Source organism: Anaerolineae bacterium, assembly GCA_016931895.1.
Taxonomy (GTDB): Bacteria; Chloroflexota; Anaerolineae; order 4572-78; family J111; genus JAFGNV01.
In genome coordinates this window covers 1-13,095 of sequence record JAFGDY010000317.1, presented here as the reverse complement: position 1 = coordinate 13,095, position 13,095 = coordinate 1, and the positions used below count along the sequence as shown (strand labels likewise).

General features: G+C 52.6%; 9 protein-coding genes. All 9 read right to left on the bottom strand.

The annotated features are described in order from the left end of the window. Positions 1-285 precede the first annotated feature (285 nt). The 9 genes from JW953_24495 to JW953_24455 all read right to left on the bottom strand — a co-directional run bounded on the left by JW953_24495 (position 286) and on the right by JW953_24455 (position 12,960). Entirely contained in the window at positions 286-2,886 is a 2,601-nt protein-coding gene (locus tag JW953_24495) for a glycoside hydrolase family 3 C-terminal domain-containing protein (GenBank protein ID MBN1995869.1), read from the bottom strand. Positions 2,887-2,906: 20 nt separating this feature from the next. Then, positions 2,907-4,163: a glycoside hydrolase gene (locus tag JW953_24490; protein MBN1995868.1), complete on the bottom strand. Its 1,257-nt coding sequence runs from the start codon at positions 4,161-4,163 to the stop codon at positions 2,907-2,909. Positions 4,164-4,249: 86 nt separating this feature from the next. Further along, positions 4,250-5,206, bottom strand: coding sequence for an ABC transporter ATP-binding protein (locus tag JW953_24485; protein MBN1995867.1), 957 nt, complete (start codon positions 5,204-5,206; stop codon positions 4,250-4,252). Then, complete coding sequence (locus JW953_24480) at positions 5,190-6,191, bottom strand: ABC transporter ATP-binding protein (protein MBN1995866.1); 1,002 nt, start codon at positions 6,189-6,191, stop codon at positions 5,190-5,192. The genes JW953_24485 and JW953_24480 overlap by 17 nt, the downstream gene beginning before the upstream one ends. Before the next feature lie 11 nt (positions 6,192-6,202). Next, the gene (locus JW953_24475) at positions 6,203-7,057 is read right to left on the bottom strand and encodes an ABC transporter permease (protein MBN1995865.1); all 855 of its coding nucleotides are present in this window, start codon (positions 7,055-7,057) and stop codon (positions 6,203-6,205) included. 14 nt (positions 7,058-7,071) lie between these two features. Beyond that, complete coding sequence (locus JW953_24470; GenBank protein ID MBN1995864.1) at positions 7,072-8,079, bottom strand: ABC transporter permease; 1,008 nt, start codon at positions 8,077-8,079, stop codon at positions 7,072-7,074. A 92-nt stretch (positions 8,080-8,171) separates the two neighbouring features. Next, positions 8,172-10,103, bottom strand: a complete 1,932-nt coding sequence (locus JW953_24465) for an ABC transporter substrate-binding protein (protein MBN1995863.1) — start codon at positions 10,101-10,103, stop codon at positions 8,172-8,174. A gap of 195 nt (positions 10,104-10,298) precedes the next feature. Beyond that, complete coding sequence (locus JW953_24460; GenBank protein MBN1995862.1) at positions 10,299-11,339, bottom strand: LacI family DNA-binding transcriptional regulator; 1,041 nt, start codon at positions 11,337-11,339, stop codon at positions 10,299-10,301. 235 nt (positions 11,340-11,574) lie between these two features. Continuing rightward, positions 11,575-12,960: a cellulase family glycosylhydrolase gene (locus JW953_24455; GenBank protein MBN1995861.1), complete on the bottom strand. Its 1,386-nt coding sequence runs from the start codon at positions 12,958-12,960 to the stop codon at positions 11,575-11,577. Positions 12,961-13,095 lie beyond the last annotated feature (135 nt).

Genomic DNA, 13,095 nt, shown 5'->3' with positions numbered 1-13,095 from the left:
GCCCTACGGCTGGCCAGGGCTACCGGCGCCCTGGAGATTGTGGTCACCGTGCAGGCCCCAGGCTCTATCCTGGCCAGTCCAGCCAAGAGGACGATAAAAGAATTAGTGGCTCATGTATAGAGCATGTCATTGCGAGCGAAGCGAAGCAATCCCCGTTCAGCAGGGGTGGAGACCGCTTCGCCTCCGGCTCATGGAACAGGCTATTGCCAGCCCCCAAGACCGGGCCAGGACCCCGGCCCCGCTACCACCTGAATAGGCACGCTTCCAAATACGCTTGCCAAAGTTCTATTTTGTTTCTACCGTGCTGAAGAAAGTTTTTTGAGCGATCTCTATCATTTCTCCGGCAATGTTGAATTCACCCACCAGGCGAATATCTTCCGATGAACTGCCAATCAACACCTTGAGCAATCCCGGCTCAATTATCAACTTCAATTCATCGTTATAAAAGGCAAGCTGGCCGGGCGACAGAGTAAAGACAATGGTTTTCTTTTCTCCCGGTTCCAGGCTAAGGCGCTGGAAGCCTTTGAGTTCCTTGAGCGGTCGAGGCACACTGGCCTCAACATCCTGCACATAAAGCTGAACCACTTCATCCCCGGCGCGCTCGCCGGTATTGGTAATCTGAAGGCTAATAGAGATGGGTTCATCCGGCCTAATAGTTTTGGCGCTCAATTTGAGGTTGCTGTACTTGAAGGTGGTGTAACTCAAACCGTGACCAAAGGCAAACAACGGCTCGCCCCGGAAGTAACGATAGGTGTGACCTTCTAAGTGGTAATTTTCAAAGGGCGGCAGGTCGTTTATGGATTTGTAAAAAGTGACCGGCAGCCGTCCGGCGGGGTTGTAGTCGCCAAACAGCACGTCGGCCAGGGCCTCGCCGCCGGCCTGGCCGGGATACCAGGCTTCAACAATGGCCGGGATATTTTGAGCGGCCCAGTTAACGGCCAGGGCGCTGCCGTTCAACAAAATCAGGACCACGGGCTTGCCCAGGGCATGAATTTGCTTGAGCAGCTCTTCTTGAGGGCGCGGCAGGGCGATGTCGGTGCGGTCGCCCCCGGCAAATCCCTGCACATGCACCGGCATTTCTTCTCCTTCCAGATTGGGCGAAAGGCCCATCACCATCACCACCACTTCGGCTTTTTGGGCCACCTCCAGCGCCTGGGTCTTATAATCTACTTGAGGCATAGCCCAAAAGAGCTTGACCTGCGGGTCAAGCCCGGCGCTCACGTAGTCCAGTTGGATCCGGTAAAACCGGCCGGCTTCCAGTTCAACATCCTGGGCTTTGAGAACAGGATGGTGAATATCCTTGTACTCCACCAAAAGGCGGTCATCCAGGTAGAGGCGGTAACTGCTAAAACCGTTCACGCCAAGCTGGTACCTACCGCTAACCGGCGGTGCCAGGTAGCCGGTCCAGCGAACGGCAAAGTGATCGGCCCATTGGCCGGTTAAAGGGGTGGTCCCTTTCCAGATGAAGTTGACCACCGGGTCCACCTGAATTTGGACCGGTTTGCCCTTAAAACCCGGGTTATCGTAATAGGCGGCGGTCAAACCCATTACCCCCGCCTCGGCGTCTGCCGGGCGAAGGTAGGTGGGGGGAATGATCCTGAGCGGTGGCACTCCCTCGGCAATTTCGCAACCTTGGGCGTAATAAAGCGTAGTATTGGCTGAAATTTTTTGGCGGATACCTTCCAGGGGGGTAACGCCTTTAGCCGGCGTGCCGTTGTAGTTGCCCAGCAGCGCCGGCAAGCTATCGGCATTGGGGCCAATAACGGCCATTGACTTTAAGTTTTTAGGCAGAGGCAACGTCTGGTTCTCGTTTTTGAGCAGCACGATAGACTCTCTGGTGGTTTGTAAAGCCAAAGCGCGGTGTTCCGGCGAGTCAATAACCTCAAAGGGAATTTGGGCATAAGGCACTTGCTCCGGCGGGTCGAACATGCCCAGGCGGAAGCGGGCCGTGAAGAGCCGTTTAACGGCCTGGTCAATGGTGGCTTCGTCAATCAGGCCCTGGTCAACGGCATCCAGCAGGGCCGGATAGGTGCTGCCGCAGTTTAAATCGCAGCCTGCTTTTACGGCCAGGGCTGCGGCTTCTTCGGGCGTTTTTACCACCCGGTGGTGTTGGTAAATGTCAATGATGGCCCAGCAATCAGACACCACGTAGCCGTCGAACCCCCATTCCCGGCGCAGAATTTTTTCTAGCAGGGTGGGGCTGGCGCAACACGGTTCGCCGTTGGCGCGGGTGTACGCGCCCATAATGGAAACCGCCCTGGCTTCTTTGACGCAGGCCTCAAAGGCAGGCAAGTAGAATTCGCGCATCTCCCGTTCGCTCACCTGGGCGTCAAAATGATGGCGCTCCGGCTCCGGGCCGCTGTGCACGGCGTAGTGCTTGGGAGTGGCTGCCAGTTTGAGGTACTTGGGGTCGTCCCCCTGTATCCCTTTGACAAAAGCCACGCCCATACAAGCGGTCAGATAGGGGTCTTCGCCGTAGGTTTCCTGGCCCCGGCCCCAGCGGGGATCGCGGAAGATGTTGACATTGGGCGTCCAGAAGGTGAGGCCGGTATAGATTTCGCGGATGCTGCGCCGGGCTGTGGCATGGTGTTTGGCCCTGGCTTCGTTAGAGGTGGCAATGGCCATCCGGTGAATCAGGTTGGGATTCCAGGTAGCGGCCAGGCCAATGGCCTGGGGAAAAACCGTGGCCACGCCGGAGCGGCCCACCCCGTGCAAGCACTCGTTCCACCAGTTGTGCTTGGCAACGTCCAGCCGCTCAATGGCCGGAGCGTCAAAAAGCATTTGAGAGACTTTTTCGGCCAGGGTCATCCTGGAAACCAAGTCGGCAACACGCTTTTCAATGGACAAACGCACATCTTGATAGGGAAAAGTCGTTTCAGGCTTCATCCTTTTTATCTCCAACAAAGTTAGCTGGCCGGCTCATAAATTTGATACCGACCACTGACATGCAGCAAGGCCAGCATGTAGAGCATGCCATCGTAGTAACGCCAGCGGCCAGAGGGCGGGTCAAGTTCCCACAAGGCTTTTACAAATTCGGCCCGATTTTCAGTGGTGGCAGCCAGCGCGGCCACGGCATTCATGGCTATCAATCCCGGCGAACGATCCGATGACAGCGGTTCACCGGCCAGGGAATATTGATTTACGTAACTATCGAGGCCCTGTGTCTCAAAAAAGTTGAGTACACGATTGCTTTGTTCAACCTGCCATTCATCCTGACCAAACCAAGCGTAATCCACAGCAACGTTCATGATAGTTCGCCAGGCGTCAAAACGAAAATCGGCGTGATCCGGCCCGCTGCCAAAACTTTGAGGCGAGCCGTCAAAATTGGCATAATCAGGCATAAGGCCGGTTTCAGGGTGGGCCGTAATTTTGAAGAAGTTACGACTGACCTGGGCAGCCTCATGCCAGTATTGATTATCTGCGGCGGCCCACCTGGCCCATAACTCATAGAAATGAGGGAGATGATACGAAGGATCGGTAAAGCCGCTGACTTTTCCACGACTGGGCACAAACACAACCATCTGCGAGTCTTTATGAAATATGTTGGTGGCAATGGTCTTGTCGTTACTTTTGTGCAGCATGGTGTATAGAATTTTGTCGGCCTCGGCCTGGTAGTTGTAAATACCTTCGCGATTGCCCCAACGGTTGGCGGCAAAGAGTAAGGCCATTACAAACCATTCCTCGCCATCGGAGGCCGGGTTAGCATCGAGCACCTGGCCGTCAGGGGTGTTGTGCCAGGAGAAGTAACCTGCGTATGGGCCGTCGGCATGGTACATATAGGTTTTGGCCCATTTCCACAGCCGGTTGAATTCTTCTTGTTTGTCCATCTGTACGGCAATCATCATGCCATACGACATACCTTCGCTACGAACATCGTTATGGCCAACATCCAGCATATAGGCCATATCTTCGCCAACAGGGTAATAGACGCGCTGGGTATTGTCGTCGCCGTAAAAAAGGTGTTGCCATGCTTCATCAAGTTTGGCTTGAACTTCTTCGTGGCTTTTATTCAACAAATCGGCAAACAGATTGGGATATTGCGGGGTAATTGGAGCAAAGCCTGATACAATTTCACCGGATTCAGATGAGGCCGCGCACCCTATCAGGCTCACGGCAATCATTAGCCAAACGCAGTGATTGATGACGGCAGCATAGGAGCGCATGGGGTACCCTTTTAATTCACCGCCAGTGAGGTCGGTCACAATGTATTTTTTGGCAATTTGAGCAAATTTGAGCAAACTAGAGCGTCCTAATCCCCCGGGTACTTGTAACACTTGACGAGTACACCGTCAACGTAAACTTCTGCCGGAGCGGCCTGTTTGCATATATCCATCACCAGGGGGCATCTTCCGGCAAATTTGCAGCCTTCTCTTAAGTATTCCTCATGTTCTAATTCAGAAAGGTTAACTCTTTTGTCCCATCGTTTAGCTGGGTCCGCTTCAGGGATGGACTCTCTAAGAAGTCTGGTATATGGATGTTTAGGCTCCATCAACACTTTTTCCACCGGCCCCATTTCCACAATGTTTCCTCTGAACATGATGGCGATGCGATCGCTCATATAGTAGGCGGTGGCCAGATCGTGGGTAATGTAGAGCACGCTCACGCCTAACTCTTCTTTGAGCTTTTTGAACAGATTCACAATGGACATTCTTATGGAAGCGTCCACCATCGAAACGGGTTCGTCCGCAATCAGGAGGGTGGGGTCTGTGAGCAAGGCCCGGGCGATGGAAATCCGCTGCAACTGACCCCCGGAGAACTCGCTGGGATATTTGCCGACAAACTCTTCGTAAGAAAGGCCCACCGCTTTTAATTTTTGATCAATCAAACCAACGGCCGCTTTTTTATTTTTGGCCAGCTTGTAATTCTGGACAGTTTCAAAAAAATACCGGTCAACTATTCTCAAGGGGTTGAACGTGCCAAAGGGGTCCTGAAAAATGGCCTGGATGTCCTGGGTGAACCAAACTTTTTCATTTTTCTTGGCTTTTTCACCATTATGAATGATCATCCCGGAGGTTGGTTCTTCAATACCTAAAACCATTCTGGCAGTGGTTGATTTGCCACAACCACTTTCACCGGCCAGGGCAAAAATCTCCGCCGGTTTGATGTAAAACGATACCTTATCGGTGGCCGTTATTCTAACCCGCGAAATCATACTCCCAAAGGAGAAAACTTTGGTCAGTTGATCAACTTCAAGAATTTTTTTCATTTTCTCCTTCTCCAACTAACCAACAAGCAACTTTGTGGTTGGTATCTAAATCAATAAAACCCGGCATTTGTTTGGTGCAAATATCTAAAACGTAGGGACACCTGGGGTGGAAGGGGCAACCGCTGGGCAGATCTATCAGCGAGGGCGGGCTGCCGGGCGCGCTCTCCCGGGTTGACTTATCCCCAAACTTGGGCAGAGAGTTAATCAAATACTGGGTGTAGGGATGGACCGGCTCGCCGAAAATTTTCTCAGTGGTGGCCTCTTCGACCATCTTGCCGGCGTACATAATCCCGATCCGGTCGGCGATATTGGCCTGAACGCCCATATCGTGCGTGACCAAAATAATTGTGTTTTGCAATTTTTCTTGAATATCCTTTAGAAGCTGCACCACTCCCCTTTGCACAACCACATCAAGGGCCGTGGTTGGCTCATCCCCAACGATGATCCGGGGCTTGAGCAGCGCAGCCAGGGCGATGGTCACCCGTTGGCGCATGCCGCCGGACAACTGGTGCGGATAAGCCTCCAAAATCTTCGGCGGTAAGCCCAATTCTGCAATATGTGTTTTGGCAATCTCAAGGGCTTCCTCTCTAGTTTTTCGGCTCACATGACTCTCAATAAAATCCTGGTAAGTTTCTTTCAGCTTAATCACGGGATTGAGCACGCTCATTGAACCTTGCGGCACGTAAGAAATATACTCCCAGCGCAGCCTGCGCTTGGCTTCTGGGCCAAGAGAAGCAACATCAATTTCCTCGCCGTTAACGCGGTAGTAAACCTTGCCGCCCACCAGTCTCAGCGGCGGCTCAATGGCCCCAACCAGCGCCTTCAGCAGCGTGGTTTTGCCACAGCCACTTTCGCCGGCAATTCCATAGACTTCGTTCTCCCGAATCACGAGGTCAACCTCGTTGACCGCTTTCACTACCTTTTGGGTTCCAAAAACGTCGAGCACGTAGAAGGTTTTCAGTTGTTCAGTCCTGAGTATCGTCATCGTCATAGCGCTTATTGCCCTCCGACACGTTGGATCCGGGTTCGTGGATCGAGGTACTCGCTAATACTGACCGAAAGCCAGTACAAGGCCACAAATAGAAAAATTGAGAGGATGACCGGGGTTAATACCCACCACCAGCGCCCCAACAACACCGCCTGATGGATAATCGCCGATTGGAGCATCGTGCCGAGCGTCGGAAGGTTAGGGTTGATCAGGCCCAAAATAGCCAGGGTTATCTCTAGCCCAATCGCCCAGGCCATGTTATTGATCAGGGTGGAAAACACCAGGGGCGTCGCGTAGGGCATATACTCGTTTAGCACCAGGCGCACCGTGCCGGTGCCCGAGAGAATAGCCGTTTGGGTGAACTCACGTTCACGCAAACTCAATATCAGCGACCGGATGACCCGCGCATCCCAGGCCCAGCCGAAAAACGCCAGCAGCAACCCCAATGTGACGAGATTCATCCTATCCCGCACCAACATGGCCAACAATACGATGATGAGAAATAACGGTATCACCAGCAGGCTGTCGCTGATGAACATCAAACCCCTGTCGGCGCCCTTACCCCGATAACCGGCCACCATGCCGACCAAAATCGCGATAATCCGCGACGCCGTGGCCGCAATCACCGAGATGGTTAGCGAGTTACGCACCGCAAACGTGGCTTGCCAGAAAATATCTTGCCCCTTGGAATCGGTGCCCAGGAGATAGGTCCACGATGGTTTTAGGTCTCTTGGTACAACTCCCCAGAGAGTCGGGTCGTAGGGCGCAAAAATGGACAGGGCAGCCAGGATGAGCAGCAGGCACAGGACGCAAAAACTCAACGCAAACCTGTAATCCCTGAAAAGGTCTCTGAATGTTTTCACAATTTCCGCACTCCTTACATGTATCTGATTCTCGGATCCCAGAAAGGATACAGCAGATCAACAACGAGAATTGCCGTTGTGATCGCCACAATCGAAATGGTTGTGATGCCCATAATCAGATTATAGTCCCCGGTAACGATGGCATTGTAAAGCAATGTGCCAAGCCCAGGATAGGAGAAGACAATTTCTGTAATCAGGGCGCCGCTGAAAATCTGGCCAAGCGCCAGCGCCAGATTCGTAATTTGCGGCAGTATCGCGTTTCGGATCACGTATTTCGACACGATCCTGCTTTCGTTGATGCCGCCGAGCTTGGCGTATTGCACATAGTTCTCGGCATTGACGTTCTGCACAATCAGCTTCATCGTCTGAAAGTTGACCGCCCCGCCCAGGATGGTCAGCGACAGGGCAGGCAAGAACGAGTGCCAGAGCACATCCTTAATGAAGGGCCAATTGAAGGCTACCTTCCGGCCAATGGCGGTCCCCCCAGAAACGGGAAACCACCTGACCCAGTAGGCTAACAGCAGCAACAGGGCAAAGGCAAAGATGTAATACGGCAGCGGACGGATGACCATGGCCACGGCATCAAGGGCCCGCGACCAGCGATTGCGAGAGTAATAACCGGCCAATCCGCCAATAATGTTCCCAAGTGTCCAGTTGAGGAACGTCGTGGTCAGCAGCAGGCCGGCCGTCCACGGCAGGGCTATGCCTATCAACTTACTCACCGGCGTGGGAAACTGAAAGAAAGAAACGCCAAAGTCTGCCCGGAACAACCTCAACCAAAAGTTACCATACTGCTCAAGCCAAGAACCTTCAAGTCCGTACATCCTTTTCAAATTTGTCACAGTTTCATCTATCGTGGCCGGGTCCAGAGTCGCGCCCCGCGATTGTATGGCCGTAATCGTTCTGACAATCGGGTCATTGGGCAAGAAACGAGGAATAAAGAACACGGCGGTGATGCCCAGGAAAGTGACTAAAACATACTGAATAAGCCGTGGAATGAGATAGCGTCTGATAAATGTCAAGGCTGTTTTCTCCTCTGCTTCTCTAGCCATTGAATATTCCCCGGGCGAGCTTTATCGCCCACCCGGGGAAATCGGACCGATATTTTTACAAATTACTTGCCGGTCGGTTCCAGGAACGGCATCATGTATTTGAAGTTACCCCAGTGGGCATAGGGTTGGGTGTAGGCATTTTCACTACCAGGCCAGTTGGACCAGTAGGTCTCGTCCCATGACATGAAGCCCACGTACCCATAGGTGGGGATGCCGGGCATCTCGGTGACAGCAATTTTGAGACCCTCGATACCGACCTCGATCACCGCTTCGGAGTCGGTGGGGTCGGTTTCGCGCAGTTTCTTGATAACGGCATCCATCTCCGGGCTTGACCAACGTCCCACTTGTCCGCCGGTTACCTCACCGTTCGGCTTCACGTACTCGGAGTTCCACAAGTCGAGCGTGCGGTACAGGTCAGGGCCAGCGCCCCAGGGTTCTTGAGCCGGCCAGTTGCCTGAAACCTCAAAGTCGCCGGTGTTGTTCAAATCTGCCGCCGCTTCCGTGGGGTAGGGTTCCGCGTCAATGCCGAACTTCTTCCACTGCTGGGTCGCGGCTATGCAGTTTCTATAGCCGTGCGTGGTGGTGTCCGTATTGCTCACACACCTAATCTGCCAGGGCTCGCCGTCCGGCAGAAGCCACTGGCCATCGGCGTTTTTGGAGAAGCCGTTCTTCTCAAGGAGCTTGGCGGCCTCGTCGGGCGCGTACTTGTACCAGCCAATGCCAAACGCCTTTTCGATGTAGGCCGGGTCATTGGGGAAGATGTAGCCCCTGCCCACGGCGTACTCCGCTTCTTGAGCGGGAGCGGTGGGGTCGTACGGCTTGAATTTTTCGCCGTTGCCCAGATCCAATTCAAAGTCGGTTAACCACGACACCATGGGTTTAATAAAGTTTTCGGGGTAAGTACCGAGCGACGGGATGTGGACCGGACTTAATACGCCGGTGCCATCAACGGCGATGCCCATGTACTCGGGAATATTAATGGCCAGCAGCAGCGCCCAGCGGACGTCTTTGTTATCGTACGGCGGTATGGTTGAGTTGAAGACAATGCCGGTAATACACGGGTCGTTGTTCACCACCCAGGGGAAAGTGGGCTGATAAGCCCGGCACGATTCGCACTGCGCCAACACGGCCTTAAGCCCATCCGACGAGAGATTTAAATAGTCGGCCTGGTGGGTCAATTGAGCCAAAATTTTGGCACCCTCATTGGCAAAATACTGGAGGACAACGTACTTGGGCTTTGGCTCACCGTACATAATGCCGGTCGGGCTTTTATCCCAATCCTCTCGCTTTTCCCAGATAGTCCAGAACCCGCTCTCATCGTAACTGTGCAGTTTGTACGGCCCGGTGCCAACAACTGGATTGAACTCGAACGCGACCGGATCAGCCTCCTTTTCAAAGATATGCTTGGGCATAATGTGAGTGACGCCCCAACGGTCGAGGAACCGGGTGTGGAAACGCGAATTCGATTGCGTTAGCTCAATCTCAACCGTATAGTCGTCGGGCGCAGACACGCTTTTAACGTTGTCGGCGAAGTAACTATGAGCGTTGAAGCCATCGTACTTGACGAGCGTTTCAATCGTGTAGACCACGTCAGCCGCGGTGAACGGCTCGCCGTCGTGCCAGGCGACGCCCTGGCGGAGAGGAATGGTCAACGTGGTGAAGTCGTCGCTGTAAATCGGATCCCCGTCGGCAAGACCGTTGATGATCTTGCCGGTGGCAAAGTCAACCAACCACAGCGGCTCCCAGGCCAGGTTTTGCATGCCGCGATCTCGCCATTTCCACCCCACCCAATCGTTAAAGTTGCCAGGAGTGCCCACGCGGCCGGTGAGGATGTCGGCAATCACCGTCTCATTTCTGGGCAAAACACCCAGCACATCAGGCGCTTCTTCTTTTTCCACTGGCACGGGCGTGGCCGTCACCACCACCTCTTGCGTTTCGATCACGGTCTCAACTACCGGAGTCCCCTCGACCTCAACGATGCGCGTAACCTCCACCTCTTTTTCAACAACTTTCTCAATTACTTCAGGGGTAGCTGCCGGAGCGCAAGCAACCAGCACCGCCAGAACAACTACCAAGATTATTAACTTTTTCACGTTCTTTCTCCCTTTCTGCTATATATTCTGACTTTGAACCTGTAACAACTAGGGATCATCACTTTAATATCATAGGCGCCTCCTTTTAGACTTTGCTTAAACCGCCCGGCAGCAAGAACCTCTCACGATGAGCCGTGTGGGTATTTTGTACAGGTTACTATCCGGGCAGTTGCCCTGAATCAGGCTCACCAGCATCTCCGTGGCCACGTAGCCCATCTTGTCAATAAATTGATCAACCGTGGTCAAACCAACGTCAATGTAGGCGGCTTCAGGCGTGTTATCAAAGCCAACCAGGGACAGGTCGGCGGGAATAGACAGGCCGGCTTCCTGGGCCGCCTTGAGCACGCCAAAAGCGGATTGATCGTTGGCCGCAAAGATGGCGGTTGGCGGGTTGGGCAAATTTAGTAATTTTTGCGCAGCTGCGTAGCCACACTCATAGGTGAAATCACCGGGTTGAATCAATTCTTGCTCCAGAGGCAGATTGGCCTGGCAAAGACCATCTTTATATCCTTGAAATCGCCGCAGCGCACTTTGCAAATCGGTCCGGCCGCCAATAAAACCAATGCGCCGATGCCCTAAGCCGATCAGATATTCCATCACGGCCAGCGCGCCCATTCGATTAGTGGCAATAACAGCGGGAAATTCTGCATCTTCTGGATGGGGATCAACCGCCACCAGCGGATAGTGAGTAAAAAATTTGGTGGCTCTGGGGGTTACCACAATAATGCCATCGGTAATACTGCCATTGAGCAGGGAAACGTATTGTTGTTCTCGGATCGGCCATCTGCTCATCCGGCTATTGCCGCCCGTATAAACAATCAGATCATAGTTAAATTTTTTAATGGCCTGATTGACCCCCCTCATCACCTGAATAGAGAAAGAGTCGTTCACATCGGGCACCACCAAACCAAGCACATTTGTGCAACGGCTGCGCATGCCTTTGGCCGCCAAACTTGAAGTATAGCCTAATTCCTCAATAACTTGTTGAACCTTTTCATAAGTTTCCGGGGCCACGTCGTCTTTATCATTCAGAACCCGCGATACCGTAGAAACCGACACGCCGGCCACACGGGCCACATCTCTAATGGTAGGGTTTGACTTTCGGCTCACGGTTGACCTCTGTTGCTCAGACGACATCGTTCCCGGCAACATTTCCGGTAACGTTACCGGAAACGCGAGCCTATTCTACAATAAAAAATTTGTTTTGTCAAACGGGATTTTGGGAAGGGGTGTCCAGAATTCCTAAAATTCTGGACACATCGGAAGAAATTCGAGAGGATACTCCCCGCGCCGCCCAGTCTGTCCTAAAATTTGAGGCAGACCTATTTGGGAAGGAGGATTTTAATCAAATCAATAACTTCAACCGCGTTCATTAAGCATAAGCTTGAAGTATATCGGCCAGTTCTGTCCGTTGAAGACAGTTTTCAAAACGGAAGGATTGCATCATTTCGTCAATTTCGGCTTCAGTCATGCCCTTAAACAGCGCCCCAAATTCTTCCAACAGCGGTTCAGCCAAGAGGATGTAGCGGACAAGCCGATTAATTTGCCATCGCGCCCCAAAGGGGAAGGGGTTGTAATTGGGAAACTCCGCGGCAAAGAGCGTTTCTATTGGTTCCATCACATGCCGGATGTGGGTATCCATCCCGCCCCAGGAATCCGCGCCCAACCGCGCTTTTTTTTCCAGAATGGGCCGGATACGTTGCAGCCATTTGCTTTCCGGATCCACATAAACCACGCCCTGCAAACCAATGTCTTTGTAAAGCCAGATGGACCAACTGGCCTGATAATGGGCATAAATTTTTAGCTGATCCCGGAGCACCTGGTAGTGCGCCGCGTCAACTTCCGGTTGGCCCAAATACATGGGGCCAAACTCGCCAACCCAAATAGGGGTTTTAGTTTTTAGCATATACTGGCTGCGTTCCAAAAAAATTTCTTGCAGCACTTCTTGATCATAATACTGGCCTCTGGTTTCACCGGGATAAACGTTGCTATAAACAAAACCGGGCGCGGCATAATCATGGTTAGTGTATACTACGTTAGAGAGAGGTTGGCCAAACATATGAAAATCTTGCGAATAACGATTGCCTTCAAAGAAGATGATATGATGGGGGTCAATGGCCCGGATAGCGTCAAAAAGGCGGCGGTAGTAAGGAGCAATTTTTTCCTCGCTGGGATCGCCGGGTTCATTGATGGGGTTGTAACCGGCCACCCAGGGATTGTTTTTGTAGCGTTGGGCAAAGGCTTCCCACAGATTGACCGCCCGGTCTTGAAAGTGTTTGTGCTGCCAAAACAAAGCTTTGTGGGTGGGGTTGTCGGAATGCCAATCCTGGTTTTGGTAGCCGGGCAGGGCATGCAGATCAATAATGGTGTAGATGTTGTGCCGGGCGCAGAGGTCAATCACCCGGTCCAGGTGTTTAAAGCCGGCCTCGCGGATGATAAAGGGTTGCATATCATCTTCAAAATGGCGATAGTTGACCGGCAGGCGCAGCAAATTTAGGCCCAATGATTGGATGTATTGGGCATCGCCCTCGGTAAAGAAGTATTCCAGGAAGCGGTCGAAGAAAAACTCGTACAGTTCATCGCCCAGATTCTGGCGGACAACCCGGCGTTGGGCTTCTTCATTGGCGGAATAGCCGGTGATAAAGTTTTCCATATTCATCCAGCCGCCCAGGCCAAAACCGCGCAGCACAACGGTTTCCCCGGCCTGGTTGACTATTTGGTTGCCGTTTACGGTGAGAAATTTTTTAGCCAATGACATTGGATGGCTCTCCTTAGAATTTTGTAGAGCCTGTCTGAAAAGCCTAACCTAGTTTCTGGTGCAAAAGTGTCGATTGAGTAGAATAGTCGGAGGTGAACCAAAGGAGACCAAAGACTATGCTACGAGATAGATATG